The organism is Methylobacterium cerastii (assembly GCF_022179125.1).
GTDB lineage: Bacteria > Pseudomonadota > Alphaproteobacteria > Rhizobiales > Beijerinckiaceae > Methylobacterium > Methylobacterium cerastii.
Map to the genome: position 1 here is coordinate 64,470 of NZ_BPQG01000029.1, position 14,402 is coordinate 78,871.

At 73.4% G+C, this 14,402-nt stretch carries 15 protein-coding genes and 1 pseudogene; 11 read left to right on the top strand and 5 right to left on the bottom strand.

What is annotated here, in order from left to right; translation table 11 throughout:
• Nucleotides 1-120: 120 nt before the first annotated feature.
• Entirely contained in the window at nt 121-540 is a 420-nt protein-coding gene (gene rplS / locus MFF13_RS10160; protein WP_147754160.1) for a 50S ribosomal protein L19, read from the bottom strand.
• A gap of 223 nt (nt 541-763) precedes the next feature.
• On the opposite strand from rplS, the gene MFF13_RS10165 reads away from it, so the two are divergent.
• The 4 genes from MFF13_RS10165 to MFF13_RS10180 all read left to right on the top strand — a co-directional run bounded on the left by MFF13_RS10165 (nt 764) and on the right by MFF13_RS10180 (nt 3,594).
• A complete protein-coding gene (locus MFF13_RS10165; protein WP_147754159.1) occupies nt 764-1,330 on the top strand; it encodes a NifU family protein in 567 nt (188 codons plus the stop codon).
• 191 nt (nt 1,331-1,521) lie between these two features.
• Nucleotides 1,522-2,208 carry a tRNA (adenosine(37)-N6)-threonylcarbamoyltransferase complex dimerization subunit type 1 TsaB gene (gene tsaB / locus MFF13_RS10170; RefSeq protein ID WP_147754158.1) on the top strand — a complete coding sequence of 229 codons (687 nt, stop codon included), beginning with the start codon at nt 1,522-1,524 and terminating at the stop codon, nt 2,206-2,208.
• Entirely contained in the window at nt 2,205-2,726 is a 522-nt protein-coding gene (locus MFF13_RS10175) for a GNAT family N-acetyltransferase (protein WP_147754157.1), read from the top strand. The genes tsaB and MFF13_RS10175 overlap by 4 nt, the downstream gene beginning before the upstream one ends.
• A 7-nt stretch (nt 2,727-2,733) precedes the next feature.
• Complete coding sequence (locus MFF13_RS10180; RefSeq protein ID WP_147754156.1) at nt 2,734-3,594, top strand: lysophospholipid acyltransferase family protein; 861 nt, start codon at nt 2,734-2,736, stop codon at nt 3,592-3,594.
• Between the two features lie 5 nt (nt 3,595-3,599).
• On the opposite strand, the gene MFF13_RS10185 is transcribed toward MFF13_RS10180, so the two are convergent.
• Nucleotides 3,600-3,899, bottom strand: coding sequence for an addiction module antidote protein (locus tag MFF13_RS10185; protein ID WP_147754155.1), 300 nt, complete (start codon nt 3,897-3,899; stop codon nt 3,600-3,602).
• Nucleotides 3,896-4,204: pseudogene (locus tag MFF13_RS10190) on the bottom strand (type II toxin-antitoxin system RelE/ParE family toxin). Before MFF13_RS10190 ends, MFF13_RS10185 begins: the two are co-directional and overlap by 4 nt.
• 100 nt (nt 4,205-4,304) lie before the next feature.
• Here MFF13_RS10190 and miaB point away from each other — a divergent pair.
• The 7 genes from miaB to MFF13_RS10225 all read left to right on the top strand — a co-directional run bounded on the left by miaB (nt 4,305) and on the right by MFF13_RS10225 (nt 12,203).
• Entirely contained in the window at nt 4,305-5,687 is a 1,383-nt protein-coding gene (gene miaB / locus MFF13_RS10195) for a tRNA (N6-isopentenyl adenosine(37)-C2)-methylthiotransferase MiaB (protein ID WP_147754154.1), read from the top strand.
• 151 nt (nt 5,688-5,838) lie between these two features.
• Nucleotides 5,839-6,921: a PhoH family protein gene (locus tag MFF13_RS10200; RefSeq protein ID WP_373322510.1), complete on the top strand. Its 1,083-nt coding sequence runs from the start codon at nt 5,839-5,841 to the stop codon at nt 6,919-6,921.
• Entirely contained in the window at nt 6,921-7,415 is a 495-nt protein-coding gene (ybeY, locus tag MFF13_RS10205) for an rRNA maturation RNase YbeY (protein WP_187273671.1), read from the top strand. Before MFF13_RS10200 ends, ybeY begins: the two co-directional genes overlap by 1 nt.
• 36 nt (nt 7,416-7,451) lie before the next feature.
• Entirely contained in the window at nt 7,452-8,606 is a 1,155-nt protein-coding gene (locus tag MFF13_RS10210; RefSeq protein WP_238272111.1) for a hemolysin family protein, read from the top strand.
• Complete coding sequence (gene lnt / locus MFF13_RS10215; RefSeq protein ID WP_147754774.1) at nt 8,603-10,264, top strand: apolipoprotein N-acyltransferase; 1,662 nt, start codon at nt 8,603-8,605, stop codon at nt 10,262-10,264. The genes MFF13_RS10210 and lnt overlap by 4 nt, the downstream gene beginning before the upstream one ends.
• Nucleotides 10,261-11,436, top strand: a complete 1,176-nt coding sequence (locus MFF13_RS10220; protein ID WP_238272112.1) for an MFS transporter — start codon at nt 10,261-10,263, stop codon at nt 11,434-11,436. The genes lnt and MFF13_RS10220 overlap by 4 nt, the downstream gene beginning before the upstream one ends.
• A gap of 197 nt (nt 11,437-11,633) precedes the next feature.
• Nucleotides 11,634-12,203 (top strand): YgjV family protein, encoded by a 570-nt coding sequence (locus MFF13_RS10225; RefSeq protein ID WP_147754664.1) that lies wholly within the window; start codon nt 11,634-11,636, stop codon nt 12,201-12,203.
• Between the two features lie 17 nt (nt 12,204-12,220).
• Here the strand turns inward: MFF13_RS10225 and panD are convergent, their stop codons facing one another.
• Complete coding sequence (panD, locus tag MFF13_RS10230) at nt 12,221-12,682, bottom strand: aspartate 1-decarboxylase (protein ID WP_147754665.1); 462 nt, start codon at nt 12,680-12,682, stop codon at nt 12,221-12,223.
• Nucleotides 12,683-12,915: 233 nt separating this feature from the next.
• Nucleotides 12,916-14,331, bottom strand: coding sequence for an RsmB/NOP family class I SAM-dependent RNA methyltransferase (locus tag MFF13_RS10235; protein WP_147754666.1), 1,416 nt, complete (start codon nt 14,329-14,331; stop codon nt 12,916-12,918).
• Nucleotides 14,332-14,402: the final 71 nt, after the last annotated feature.

Sequence of the window (14,402 nt, forward strand, 5' to 3'; positions counted from 1 at the left end):
CGCGGGCTCGCCTTCGGCGCCCCGGGATGACCGGGCGGGTGCAGAGCAAACAAAAAGCCCGCCGCGATCGGATCGCGGCGGGCTTTCTCGTGCCGGGCTCCCTGTGCGGGAGCGGGCGGATCACTCGGCGGCGGGGGCGGCCTTCGCCTTGTCGGCCTTCGCCTTGTCGGCCTTGGAGACCTTGTTCTTGTCTGTGCGCTCGGCGATGCGGGCGGACTTACCGCGGCGGTCGCGCAGGTAGTACAGCTTGGCCCGGCGCACCTTGCCGCGGCGGACGACCTTGATCGAATCGATCAAGGGGCCGTGGACCGGGAACAGGCGCTCGACGCCCTCGCCGTAGGAGATCTTGCGGACGGTGAAGCTCTCGTTGAGCCCGCCGCCGGAGCGCGCGATCACCACGCCCTCGTAGGCCTGGACGCGGGTGCGCTCGCCTTCCTTGACCTTGACGTTCACGATCACCGTGTCGCCGGGCTGGAAATCGGGGATGGTCTTGTTGAGTCGAGCGACTTCTTCCTGCTCGAGCTGCTGGATGATGTTCATGAATAGCTCCGGCCGTCGCGCCGCGCCGCCCCGGATGGGCTTGCGGGCGTCAGGATTTCGGCATCCTGTTTTGAGTTGGCGCCGCGATACACCAAGTGCCCGCGCTTGTCGATTGCCGGCCCTGGTTGAGAAAATCACGTTCGCGGTCCACATGGAGGGCGGCGCGCATGCGCCGTTCCCGGCCGGCCTTGAACCGGCGCAGCGGACGAGGATTGTGTCAGATATGTTCATCCAGACCGAAGCGACCCCGAACCCCGCCACCCTGAAGTTCCTGCCCGGCCGGGTGGTGCTGCAAGAGGGCACCTTCGAGGCCAAGGATGCGGAGGGCGCCGCCCGCTCGCCGCTGGCGCAGCGCCTGTTCGACGTGCCCGGCGTCGCCGGCGTGTATTTCGGCCACGACTTCATCTCCGTGACCAAGGCCGACGGCGTGAACGAGTGGCCGCAGGTCAAGCCGGCGCTGCTCGGCGCGATCATGGAGCACTTCCAGTCCGGCGTTCCGGTGATGGCGGAAGGCGCGACGCAAGCCGAGGACGACGCGGAGGAGTTCTACGACGCGGCCGACCACGACACCGTGGTGACGATCAAGGACCTGCTCGAGACCCGCGTGCGCCCGGCGGTGGCTGGCGACGGCGGCGACATCACCTTCCGCGGGTACAAGGAGGGCGTCGTCTACCTGGAGATGAAGGGCGCCTGCTCCGGCTGCCCCTCCTCCACCGCGACGCTCCGGCACGGCGTGCAGAACCTGTTCAAGCACTTCCTGCCGGAGATCCGCGAAGTCCAGGCGGTCTGAGGCGGCCGGGCGCTTCCACCCGAAGCGCCCGTCACCCGAAGCACCCGTCACCCGAAGCGCCCGTGCAACACCTGCGCCCGAACCGCTCCGCGACGGCCGCCCCGCACTGACGGGCGCGGCCGTTTTGCCTTAGGCTCGCCCCTTCCTTCACAGGGTGAGCGGGAGCGAAGCCCCGGCGAACGGGAGTGGGCGTGCATATCCTGGCCATCGACACGGCACTCGAGCTCTGCTCGGCCTGCGTCGCCACCGAGACGACCGACGGCGTCGACCTGCTCGCGCAGGAATCGATGACGCTGGCCCGCGGCCACGCCGAGGCGCTGCTGCCCCTCGTCGAGCGGGTGATGGCCCGGTTCGCGGGCGGGTTCGAGGGCCTGTCGCGCGTCGCCGTCACCGTCGGCCCCGGCAGCTACACCGGCCTGCGCGTCGGCCTGTCGGCGGCCCGCGCCGTCGGCCTCGCCGCGAACATTCCCGTCGTCGGCGTCACCACCCTGTCGGCGCTGCTCGCGCCGCAGCTGGCGCTGAACGGCGACGGCCTGGTCGCCGCCGCGATCGATGCCCGCCACGGCGCGGTCTACCTCCAGGCGATGAGCGCGGGCGAGGGGATCGTCGTGCCGCCGACGCACCTGCTTCTCGAGGAGGCCGCCGACCGGCTCGGGGCCGGCCCGGTCATCCTCGTCGGCTCCGGCGCCGCATCGCTGGCGGCGGTGCTCCGCGCCCGAGGCGTCGCGGTGACGGTCGCGGGCGCCGCCGGCCCCGACATCGCCTGGGTCGCCTCGCTCGGCCTGGTCGCCGACCCGGCCCACGCCCTGCCCCGGCCGATGTACCTGCGCGGGGCCGACGCCCAGCCGCAGGACCGCGCGCGGATCGCCCGGCGATGACCCGCCCGGTCTCGCCCTTCTGGCCGCTGGAATGGTGGCTCGCCTGGTGGGAGGCCTGGGGCCCCGAGCCCTACGTCGCCCCCTTGCGCGAGGCCGACCAGGCGCGGACGCTGGCGCGTCTCCACGCCACCGCCTTCGCGCGGCCCTGGGACGCGCACGAGTTCGAGCGGATGCTGTGCGAGCGCGCGACGCAGGGGCACGCCCTGTGGCGCGCCGGCGCGATGCAGGGCTTCGTCCTGTCCCGCAAGGTCGCGGACGAGGCGGAGATCCTCACCGTCGTGCTGGCGCCCTCCGCCCGCGGCGGGGGCCTGAGCCACCGGCTGCTGCGCGAGCACCTCGGGCACCTGGCGCTGATCGGTGTCGCGCACGTCCACCTGGAGGTCGACGAGGGCAACGCCCCCGCGCTCAGGCTCTACGCCCGGCACGGCTTCACGCAGGTCGGCACGCGGACCGGCTACTACGCGCAGGCCGACGGCAGCCGCGCGACTGCGCTGACCATGCGGGCCGACCTGACGTGAGCGGCCGGTGACGCGCGTCGGGGTGGCCCTGCGGCTGGTCGTCTGCGCGTTGGCCTTCGCGCTGCTCGCCGGGCCGCACTGGCTGGCCCTGCGCTTCGGCGAGCGCCGCGGATGGGGCCTCGCGCCCGCCCTGTTCCACCGGGTGTTCCTGGCCCTGTTCTCGGTGCGGGTGACGCAGAGCGGCACCCCGCCCCGCCCCGGCGAGGCCGCCCTGGTGCTCGCCAACCACGTCTCCTGGCTCGACATCATCGCCATCGGCTCGCTGCGGCCGCTCTCGTTCGTGGCGAAGTCCGAGATCGCCGGCTGGCCGGTCGTCGGCACGCTCGCCGCCCTCCAGCGCACGGTGTTCATCGACCGGGCGCGGCGGGGCGCCACCGCCACCGTCAACGCCGCGATCGGCGACCGGCTGGCGCGGGGCGAGCTCGTGGTGCTGTTCGCCGAGGGCACCACCGGCGACGGCACCCGCCTGCTGCCGTTCCGCTCCTCGCTCGTCGGCGCGGCGCGGGCCGCGATCCAGGCCGAGACCGACCGCATCCGCCTGCAGCCGCTGGCGATCACCTATCCGCGCCGCAACGGCCTGCCCGTCGGCCGGGTCGAGCGCCCCGAGATCGCCTGGTACGGCGACATGGACCTCGCCCCCCACCTCGCCCTGTTCTTCGAGAAGGGGCCGATCGACGTCCACGTGGTCTGGGGTCAGCCGATCGCCTTCGAGGCCGGCACCGACCGCAAGGCCGTCACCGCCCAGGCCGAGGCGGCGGTGCGCGCCGCGATGAAGGGCGCAGGGTCGGCGCCGGGCCCTGCGGCGACGGTGGGACCCGCCCCCGCCCGGCCGCTCGCCGGGCTCCCGGATGGCACGGCGGCGGCCTGATCCCGTCAGGCCGGCTCGGACGCGTGCGGCACGGTCGCCGTCAGCCGCAGGTTCATCGCCTTCAGGACGCGCACCGTCGTGTCGAGGCTCGGGTTGCCGTCCTCGGAGAGCGCCTTGTAAAGGCTCTCGCGCGATAGCCCGGAGGTGCGGGCGATCCGCGTCATGCCGCGCGCGCGGGCGGCGACGCCGAGGGCGTGCCGGAAGAGCGCCGTGTCTCCCTCCTCGAAGGCCGCGGTGAGGTACTCCGCCAGCGCCTCGTCGGTCTCCAGGTAGTCGGCGGAATCGTAGGGCTGCGTCTCGGTCATGCGCCGTCTCCGTCCTGCAGGCCCGCCGCCAGGGCCTTGGCCTGCACGATGTCGCGTTGCTGGCTGCTCTTGTCCCCGCCGCAGAGCAGAACGATCAGGGCCTCGCCGCGGCGGACGAACTACAGGCGATAGCCCGGCCCGACATCGACGCGCAGCTCGCTCACCCCGGAGCCGACCGGTTTCGCATCGCCGGCGTTTCCCGCGGCGAGCCGGTCGATCCGGATCGCGATGCGGGCCTTGGCGCACTGATCCCGCAAGGCGCGCAGCCAAGCGTCGAAACCAGCCGTACGGCGGATGCGGATCATCATCTTTTGTATTCTATAGGATACGGTCTTGCAAGCGTTTGGGCCGGGTCGCGACGGCACGGCCGATCTATGGTAGACGCGTTCCGCCTCGGCGGCGGAGATGCTCGCGCGCCGTATCCCAAGGAACCCGGGACCCGACGCGGTGTCGAAAAAAGCCTTCGTCAAATCCTACGGCTGCCAGATGAACGCCTACGACGCCGCCCGCATGGCGGACGTCTTGGCCGAGCAGGGGTTCTCCGCCACCGACCACGTCGAGGAGGCGGACGTGGTGGTGCTCAACACTTGCCACATCCGCGAGAAGGCGGCCGAGAAGGTCTATTCCGAGCTCGGGCGCCTGCGCGTGCTCAAGGATGCGCGCCAGCTCGAAGGCCGCGACACCCGCATCGTCGTCGCCGGCTGCGTGGCGCAGGCCGAGGGCGCCGAGATCCTGCACCGCGCGCCCGTCGTCGATGTGGTGGTCGGCCCGCAGAGCTACCATCGCCTGCCGGACCTGCTGGCCCGCTCGCACGCCAAGCGCGTGGTCGACACCGAATTCCCCGTCGAGGACAAGTTCGACCACCTGCCGGCGCGGCGCACCGCGGGCGTCTCCGCCTTCCTCACGGTGCAGGAGGGCTGCGACAAGTTCTGCGCGTTCTGCGTCGTGCCCTACACCCGCGGCGCCGAGGTCTCGCGCTCGATCGCGGCGGTCGTGGCGGAGGCGGAAAGGCTCGCCGCCGGCGGGGTCCGCGAGATCGGCCTCGTCGGCCAGAACGTGAACGCCTACCACGGGCTCGCCAGCGATGGCGGGACCGCGACGCTCTCCGACCTGATCCGGGCGGTGGCGCGCGTGCCCGGCATCGCCCGCATCCGCTACACCACGAGCCACCCCAACGACATGGGCGACGACCTGATCGCGGCGCATGCCGAGATCCCGGCCCTGATGCCCTACCTCCACCTGCCGGTGCAGTCGGGCTCCGACCGCATCCTCGCGGCGATGAACCGCAAGCATACCGGCGACGCCTACCGGCGGATCATCGACCGGGTCCGCAAGGTCCGTCCCGACATCGCCCTGTCCTCGGACTTCATCGTCGGCTTCCCCGGCGAGACCGACGCCGAGTTCGCCGACACGATGCGTCTCGTTTCCGATGTCGGGTTCGAGAGCGCCTACTCCTTCAAGTACAGCCCGCGCCCCGGCACGCCGGCCGCCGAGCGCGCCGACGCGGTGCCGGAGGACGTCATGACCGCCCGCCTCCATGCGCTGCAGGCGCTGCTCGATGCGCAGCGCCACGCGTTCCAGCGCGCGGCGGTGGGCCAGGTGGTCGAGGTCCTGGTCGAAAAGGTCGGCCGCCGGCCGGGTCAGGTCGCGGGCAAGACGCCGCACCTGCTCGCCGTTCAGTTCGACGCCCCCACCTCCTGCATCGGGCGGATCGTGCCAGTGCGCGTCGTCGAGGCGGGGACCAACAGCCTGTTCGGCGAGGCGATCGAGGCCGCCGCGGCGGCGTGATCCCGGATCGCGCTGCGCGATCCGGCCCCCGCGACCGTGGGACGGCGGCAATCCGCCGGGTCTCATGGGCTCCTGCCCACGAGGCTCGGCATGAGCGATGAAGGGAGTGTTCGTGGCGTCATTCGACGGAACGGCCGGGCGCGGTGGCCCCTTGCGCGGGCGCGGGCCCGCCGCGCGGCCGGTCGGCCCCGGCGCTGTCCACGACGAGCCGGTCGAGGTCGCGCTGACCTTCGACGACAACCGCCTCGCGAGTCTCGTCTTCGGCCAGTACGACCAGAACGTCGCGCATGTCGAGCGGCGGCTGGAGGTGACGGCCACCGCGCTCGGCAACCACCTCGTGCTCAAGGGCTCGGCCGACGCCACCGAGCGCGCCCGCCGGGTGTTCGAGAAGCTCTACGCCCGGGTGCGGACCGGCTGCGGCACCCTGACGCTCGGCGACGTAGACGGCGCGATCCAGGAGGCCACCGTCCAGGGCCAGCTGTTTCCGGCGGCCGTGGTCGCCGCCGAGCCCGACCGGCCGCATTTCGAGCAGATCGCCACGCGCAAGCGCGGCGCGGTCCGCGCCCGGAACGCCGCGCAGGACGCCTACATCAAGGCCCTGCGCGCCAACGAGCTCGTCTTCGCCGAGGGGCCGGCCGGCACCGGCAAGACCTGGCTCGCGGTCGGCCACGCGGTCTCGCTGCTGGAGCAGGGGCACGCCGAGCGGCTGATCCTCTCGCGCCCTGCGGTCGAGGCCGGCGAGCGCCTCGGGTTCCTCCCCGGCGACATGCGCGACAAGGTCGATCCCTATCTCCGCCCGATCTACGACGCGCTCTACGACTTCATGGAGGCGCGCCACGTCGATCGCGGCCTGCAGACCGGGGTGATCGAGATCGCGCCGCTGGCCTTCATGCGCGGGCGCACGCTCACCAACGCGATCGTGCTGCTCGACGAGGCGCAGAACACCACTTCGATGCAGATGAAGATGTTCCTGACCCGGCTCGGCGAGAACTCCCGGATGATCGTCACCGGCGATCCGAGCCAGGTCGACCTGCCGCCGGGGCAGAAGTCGGGTCTCGTGGAGGCGGTGAAGGTGCTCGACGGCGTCGAGGGCATCGGCCGCATCACCTTCCGCGACGTGGACGTGGTCCGCCACGACCTCGTGCGCCGCATCGTCACCGCCTACGAGGGCGCGGCCCACGGCGAGGCGGATGCCGACCGCAACCCGAATCCGCGCCGCCGGCCGCTCGCGTGATGCCGCACGAGATCGACGTCGCGGTCGAGGACGCGCGCTGGGACGACGCGGTCCCCGGGCTCGAGGCCTTCGTGATCCGCGTCGTCGAGGCCGGACTCGCGGCGGCGCCCGATTCGCCCGCCGGCCCGGTCGAGGTCAGCGTCCTGCTCGCCGACGACGCGACCGTGCAGGACCTCAACCGGACCTGGCGGGGCAAGGACATGCCCACCAACGTGCTGTCGTTTCCGGCTGCCCCGCAGCCGGCGCAACCCGGCCTCGCGCGGCCGCTCGGCGACGTCGTTCTTGCGTACGACACGTTGGTGCGCGAAAGTGCCGAGCAGTCGAAGCCGCTCGCCCACCACATCGCGCACCTCCTGGTCCATGGCACCCTCCACCTGCTCGGCCAGGACCACGAGACCGGCGACGCGGACGCCGACGCCATGGAGGCCCTGGAGGTCGCGGCGCTCGCGACCCTCGGCGTGCCGGACCCTTACGCGGAACCCGTGGCCGGCTGAGCGGCGACGCCCCAAACGATCCCAGATACGAGAGACATGACCCACGATCGAAGTCGCGGCGCGGCCCAGGCCGCGCTCAGTTCCAACGAGGCGGAATCGGGTGCGCGCGAGCCCTGGTACGACCGTCTCCTCCAGGTGCTGCACCTGAAACCGCGCGATTCCCTGCGCGGCGACATCGAAGACGCCCTGGCCGAGCCTGATTCGGGCGAGAACGCGTTCTCGCCGCTCGAGCGCGCCATGCTCAAGAACGTGCTCGGGCTGCACAAGGTGCGCGTCGACGACGTGATGATCCCGCGGGCCGATATCGTCGCGGTCTCGGTCGAGACCGGCCTCGGCGACCTGCTCAAGCTGTTCCGCACCGCAGGCCATTCCCGCCTGCCGGTCTACGGCGAGACGCTCGACGACCCGCGCGGCATGGTCCACATCCGCGACTTCGTCGATCACATCGCGGCGCGCGCCGAGGCCGCCCCGCGCCGGAGCACCGCTCAAACGAACGGCGTTGTGCAACCCGTTGCGGGCGAGGAGCCCGTCGACGCGCCCAAGCCCGCCCCGCGGGTGCGCAAGTCGCCGGGCCGGGCGCTCCGCACGCTCAACCTCGGCAACGTCGACCTCACCGCGACGCTCGCCTCCACCCGGATCCAGCGGCCGGTCCTGTTCGTGCCGCCCTCGATGCCGGCGATCGACCTGCTGGTGCGGATGCAGGCCACCCGCACCCACATGGCGCTCGTCATCGACGAGTACGGCGGCACCGATGGGCTGATCTCGATCGAGGACCTGATCGAGATGGTCGTCGGCGACATCGAGGACGAGCACGACGTGGTGGAGGGCCGCCTGGTGCAGCGCCTGGAGGGCGAGGCCGAGGTGTTCGTGGCCGACGCCCGCGCGCCGCTCGCCGAGGTGTCCGAGGCCACCGGCGTCGACCTCGTCGCGGCGGTGGGCGAGATGGCCGAGGAGATCGACACGATCGGCGGCATGATCGTGACGCTGGCCGGCCGCGTGCCCTCGCGCGGCGAGCTCATCACCGGCCCGGGCGACCTCGAGTTCGAGGTGCTCGACGCCGACCCGCGCCGACTGAAGCGCCTGCGCTTCCAGCGCGGCCCCGCCCGCATCGCCGCGTCCGCGGTGCCGCTCGCCCTGCCCCCACCCGCCGCGCCCCCGCCCGCCAACGCGATCGAGACGCCCGCCCCGTGACGCCCGCCTCCGAAGCGCCGCCGGCGGCCGCGTCGCCGGGTGGTGCGGTCGCGCGCCTGGCGGGCGGCGTCATGCTCCTGCGCGGCTGGCGCCGGCTGGGCGCGAGCTTTCTCGCCGGCAGCTTCGGCGCCCTGGCCATGCCGCCCTTCGGGTTCCTGCCGGCGCTCGCCGTGTCGCTGGCCGTCGCGATCTGGCTGGTGGACGGGACGGCCGGCTCGCGCAGTACGCGGCCCGCCCGGCTATGGCCCTGCGCGCTGATCGGCTGGGCCTGGGGCTTCGGCTACCTGTTCGCCGGGCTGTGGTGGCTCGGCTCCGCCTTCCTCGTCGAGGCCGACGTCTTCCTGTGGGCGCTGCCGCTCGGCGTCCTCGGCCTGCCGGCGGCGCTCGGGCTGTTCTACGCGGCGGGCTTTGCCGTCGCCGGCCTGCTCTGGGTCCGCGGCCCGGGGCGCATCGCCGGCCTCGCCTTCGGGGTGGCTGGCGCCGAATGGGTGCGCGGGCACGTCTTCACCGGCTTCCCCTGGAACACCCTGGGCATGGCGGTCGGGCAGAACCTCTGGCTGATGCAGTCGGCCTCGCTCGTCGGACTCTACGGCCTGACGGTGCTCGCGATCCTCGTCTGCGCGGCGCCGGCGACGCTGGCCACCGGCTCGCATCCGCGCAGCCGCTTCGGCCCGAGCGCCGCCGCCGCGATCGTGCTGGCCGCGATGGCGCTCTACGGCGCCGAGCGCGTCGATCCCGAGGCCGACCCGGTCGTGGTGGGGGTGCGCCTGCGGCTGGTGCAGCCGAACCTGCCGCAGGACGCGAAGTTCCGCCCCGAGAACCGGCAGGACATCGTCGATCGCTACGTCGAGCTGACCCGGCGCCCGCCGGAGGATGGCGGCGCGGCGCCGACCCACATCCTCTGGCCGGAATCGGCGTTTCCGTTCCTGATCCAGCGCGATCCGGCCGCGATGGCGCAGGTCGGCGCCGGGCTGGCGCCAGGCCAGCACCTGATCACCGGTGCGGCCCGCGCCGAGGAGCCGCTGCCCGGCGAGCGCCTGCGCTACTTCAACGCGATCATGGCGATCGAGCCCGGCGGCCGCATCGTCGACAGCTACGACAAGGTCCACCTCGTGCCGTTCGGCGAGTACCTGCCGGCCCCCCTCGACGCGGCCTTGCGGGCTTTGGGCCTGCGCCAGTTCGTGGCGGTGCCGGGCGGCTTCTCCGCCGGCACGCTGGCCGGCCAGCGCATCCTCGACGTGCCCGGACTGCCGCCGGTGGCGGCGACGATCTGCTACGAGGCGATCTTCCCCGGCGCGATCCTGCCGGCGGGGGCCGCCGGCGCCGACCGGCCCCCGGGCCTGATCCTGAACGTCACCAACGACGCGTGGTTCGGCGACACGCCGGGCCCTCGCCAGCACTTGGCGCAGGCGCGCCTGCGCGCCGTCGAGGAGGGCCTGCCGCTGGTGCGCGACGCCAACACCGGGATCTCCGCGGTGATCGACGCGCACGGGCGCGTCGTCGCGCAGCTACCGATCGAGCAGGAGGCGGTGCTCGACGCCGACCTCCCCGTCCGCATCCTCGGCGGGACCCTCTACGGCCGGGTCGGCGACTGGCCCTTCGCGGCGATGCTCGCCGCCTGCCTCGCGGGCGCCCTCCGGGCCCGGCGGCTCGCGTGAGGCCGTCGCGGCCCGTCCCGCCCCTGCTGCTGACCTGCGGGCTGATGGCGGTGGCGTTCAACCTGCGTCCGGCCTTGAGCACCGTCGGGCCGCTGCTCTCGTCGATCCGCGAGGCGACGGGGCTCTCGGCGGCCGGCGCCGCGGTGCTGACCACGCTGCCCGTCCTCTGCCTCGGCCTCGCCTGCGCGCTGACGCCGCTCGTCCTGCGCCGGCTCGGCGCCGACCGCGGCGTGCTCCTCGGCATCGTCGTGGTCGCGGCCGGCCTGTCCCTGCGCGGTCTCGGCGGCTTCGCGTCGCTGTTTTCCGGCACGGCGGTCGCCGCCTTCGGCATCGGGCTCGCCAACGTGCTGCTGCCGGCGGTGGTCAAGCGCGACTTCCCCGGTCGCGCCGGGGCGATGACCGGGCTCTACACCATGACCCTCTGCCTCGGCGCCGCCGCCGGCGCCGGCTTTGCGGTGCCGATCGAGCAGGCGCTCGGCCGCGGCTGGCCGGCGGCGCTCGCCGTCTGGGCCGTGCCGGCCCTCGTCGCCGCCTTCGCCTGGGCGCCCTTGACCCGCGCCGTGCCGGAGCGCGCGGCGGCCGCCGCCCCGGGCTCGCTCCTGCGCGATCCGCTGGCCTGGCAGGTCACCGCCTTCATGGGCCTGCAATCCTCGCTGGCCTACGTGCTGTTCGGCTGGCTGCCGGCGATCCTGCAGGGGCGCGGCCTCTCGGCGCTGGATGCCGGGCTCGTCGCCTCGGTGGTGACCCTGCACCAGGCGCCGGGCGCGCTGGTGGTGGCGATGCTCGCCGCGCGCGTGCGCGACCAGCGCGGCTGGATCCTCGCGGTGCTGGCCGCGACGCTCTGCGGCTTCCTCGTCCTCGCCTTCGGCCCGGAGGGTCTGCGGTTCCCCGCATCCGGGCTGCTGGGCCTCGGCATCGGCGGCTGCTTCGGGCTCGGCCTCAGCCTCCTCGTCCTGCGCACCCGCGACGCCGCCTCGGCCGGCGCCCTCTCGGCGATGGCGCAGGGGATCGGCTACGTCTTCGCCTCCCTCGGGCCCCTCGGCTTCGGCCTCGCCCACGAGGCCACCGACGGCTGGGTCCTCCCCGCCGCCCTGTTCGCGACGATCATCGCCGCGGCGGGGCTCGCCGGCATGGGCGCCGGGCGCGACCGGGCGGTCGGCGGCACGGCCTGAAGGGCGGAGCGTGCGCGCCGCGGACTGATCCGCTCGATCGCGGTCGCAGCACGCGCCCTCCCCGCAGGCGGCCCTCCGCTGTTGCGCTGCGGCGACGGCGGCGCCTTGCGGAAAACGCCGTTAACCGACCGGTTACCATGACGACCTAGCGCCTTGCACCGAGTGCGGCGCGCTTCCGCGCCGACCGGGCGTGGACCATGACCGTCATCGAGCTGGCCCTGATCGGATGGGCCGCGGCGAAGCCGCATCTCGACCTCTTCGGAACCCTCGGGCTCCTCCTCGGCTTCATCGCCGGGATCATGCCGCATCGGCGCGGGATGCTCCTCGCCTCCGCCGGCTGCGCCGCCGCCTTCGGCCTGCACTACCTGCATCTCGGCGCGTTCACCGGCACGGCGATGTGCGCCATCGCCGTCCTGCAGAACTTCGTCTCGATGCGGGCGATCGGGCCCGAGGGCCGCGCCGCCTGGGTCGCCCCGCTCTTTGCCGCGACCACGCTGGTCACCGTCGGGATGACCCTGGCGACCTGGAGCGGCTGGCCGTCGGCCTGCGCCGGCCTCGGCGCCCTCCTGGCGACGGGCGCCCGCCTGCAGGGAGACCCGCAGGGCATGCGGCGCCTCTTCCTCGGCGCCAGCCTGTGCTGGGCCGTCCACAACGGCCTCGTCGGCTCGGTCTTCGGCCTGACCTGCGACCTGCTGACCGTGTCGGGGCTGACGCTCTCGCTCATTCGGCACCAGCGTCGCACGCCGCACGCGCTCTCCGCCACCTGAGGCCGGGCCGCCGACGCTCACGCCACGCGGATGTGGGTCGCCACCCGCGGCGGCTCCTCGGCGCCGGTCGCCGCCTCCAGGATGCGCATGTCGAGGCGGCCCTCCGCGTCGCGGAACACGTCGTAGACCATCCGGTCGACCACGCTGTTGCCCTCGCCGAAGATCAGCACCCGCGGCTTGTGGGCGATCACGTCCTCGACGTCGCCGTAGTTCGCCGAGGCGATGATGACCTCGTCGCCGACCTGACAGGTGCGGGCGGCGGCGCCGTTCAGGATGCAGCAGCGCGAGCCGGCGGGGCCGTACAGCACGTAGGTGCTGATCCGCGCCCCCGACATCTTGTTCCAGATCTCGACGAACTCGAGCGGGTCGAGCCCCGCCTCGCGGCACAGGTCGGCGTCCAGGGTGATCGAGCCGTGGTAGTTCAGGTCGGCGCCCGTCACGCGGATGCCGTGCAACTTGGCCCGAACGAAGCTCTGCATCGCGTTCCCCCGAGGCCGGGCGACGTCGGCCCGCCGAGAGCATGTTCCGTGATCTCCGGATCACGGAACATGCTCTCTCCTATTGTGTGGTCGCATTTTCTTCACGCGAGCCGGCATCCACCTCGCTTGAAAATACTTTCGTCTTCGGCCGCCCTCCGAGTCGGGGCGGCTTCTTCGTGCTTGATAGGGCGGCGCGGGACCGCGTGGCAATCGAGCCGGCGGTTGCCGCTGCGCTAGTCCTTCCGCCGCAGTCGGCTCGCGAAGAAGCCGTCGAGGCCGCCGCGCTGGCTCTCCGAACCTTCGAGGTGGGCCGGCAGTGTGCGCAGGTCGCCGTCGGCGTTGATCAGGGCGTCGAGGCCGCCGACCTCGTCCGGGCGAACCGGCACCCGCTCGAAGGCGGCGTTGCGCTTCAGGAAGGCGGCGACCTGGCGCTCGCCTTCCTCCTGCTCCAGCGAGCAGGTGCAGTAGACCAGGCGCCCGCCCGGCCGCACCAGGGTGGCGGCCTTGTCGAGGAGGCGCGCCTGGAGGAGGTGCAGGCGGATCAGGTCGGATTCCGTCTTGGTCCAGGCGACGTCCGGGTGACGGCGGATCGTGCCGGTGGCCGAGCACGGCGCGTCGAGCAGCACCGCGTCGAACGGCTCCGGCGGATCGAAGGCGAGCGCGTCGCCGACGACGACCTCCGCCGTCAGCCCGAGGCGGGCGAGGTTTTCGGACAGGCGCTCCAGGCGCGGGGCCGAACGGTCCAGGGCGGTCACCACGGCGCCCTGGCTCGCGATCTGGGCGGTCTTGCCGCCCGGTGCGGCGCAGAGGTCGGCGATGCGCTCGCCCGCGCGCGCGCCGAGGAGCCGCGCCGGGATCGCGGCGGCGGCGTCCTGCACCCACCACGCGCCCTCGGTGAAGCCGGGAAGCTCGGAGACCGGGACCCGCAGGTCGCCGAGCCGGAGCGAGCCGGTGGGCAGCGCCACCGCGCCGAGGCGCTCGGCCCAGTCGCCGGCCTCGCCCTTGAGCGTCAGGTCGATCGCGGCGCCGCCCAGGTGCGCGCGGGCGATGGCGGCGGCGGTCTCCGGCCCGTAGGCCGCGCGCCAGCGCGCGGCCAGCCAATCCGGGGTGTTAGCTTCGAGCGGATCGCCGGCCTCCGCCAGGATCGCCTCGCGCTCGCGCACGATCCGGCGCAGGACCGCGTTGACGAGGCCGGCCAGATGCCGCGCCTGCGGGTCGGCCTTGGCGAGCCGCACCGCGAGGTCGACCGCGGCGTGGTCGGGGACGGCGAGGTCGAGGATCTGCGCGGCGCCGGTGGCGAGGAGTGCGACGAGGCGCGGCTTGTCCTCGGGCAGGCCCTGCTCCATCCGCGCGGCGAGCGCCGCCTTCAGGAAGCCAAGCCGGCGGAAGGTGACCGTGGCGATGGCCCGCGCCAGCCCGGCGTCGGCGGCGTCGAGCCCCGCGACGCGGGCGCCTTGCGCCAGCGCATCCTCCAGGGCGAGGGCGCGGTTCTGTCCCAAAAGGTCGGCGACGACGGATTGCGCCACCCGGCGCGCGGCGAGGCCGGCCGCGTCCGCTGCGGATTCAGGTGTCGATTTCGGCCCCGGGCGCGGACCCTTGGTCGCGCCCGCCGCCCGCGCCGGCCCGGACGCGTTGCGCCCTCTGCCCATGGATGCCACTTCTCGAACGACCCTTCGTGCCGGCAACCCGCCGCCGGACCCCGATGCCCTCCCATTTGAGC

Coding starts and splice junctions, on each gene's coding strand:
- panD (WP_147754665.1), bottom strand. CDS start 12,682: ATGCAGAGCTTCGTTCGGGCCAAGTTGCACGGCATCCGCGTGACGGGC.
- MFF13_RS10225 (WP_147754664.1), top strand. CDS start 11,634: ATGACCGTCATCGAGCTGGCCCTGATCGGATGGGCCGCGGCGAAGCCG.
- MFF13_RS10235 (WP_147754666.1), bottom strand. CDS start 14,331: ATGGGCAGAGGGCGCAACGCGTCCGGGCCGGCGCGGGCGGCGGGCGCG.
- MFF13_RS10175 (WP_147754157.1), top strand. CDS start 2,205: ATGACCCGCCCGGTCTCGCCCTTCTGGCCGCTGGAATGGTGGCTCGCC.
- MFF13_RS10185 (WP_147754155.1), bottom strand. CDS start 3,899: ATGACCGAGACGCAGCCCTACGATTCCGCCGACTACCTGGAGACCGAC.
- rplS (WP_147754160.1), bottom strand. CDS start 540: ATGAACATCATCCAGCAGCTCGAGCAGGAAGAAGTCGCTCGACTCAAC.
- MFF13_RS10210 (WP_238272111.1), top strand. CDS start 7,452: ATGACCCACGATCGAAGTCGCGGCGCGGCCCAGGCCGCGCTCAGTTCC.
- ybeY (WP_187273671.1), top strand. CDS start 6,921: ATGCCGCACGAGATCGACGTCGCGGTCGAGGACGCGCGCTGGGACGAC.
- miaB (WP_147754154.1), top strand. CDS start 4,305: ATGCTCGCGCGCCGTATCCCAAGGAACCCGGGACCCGACGCGGTGTCG.
- MFF13_RS10165 (WP_147754159.1), top strand. CDS start 764: ATGTTCATCCAGACCGAAGCGACCCCGAACCCCGCCACCCTGAAGTTC.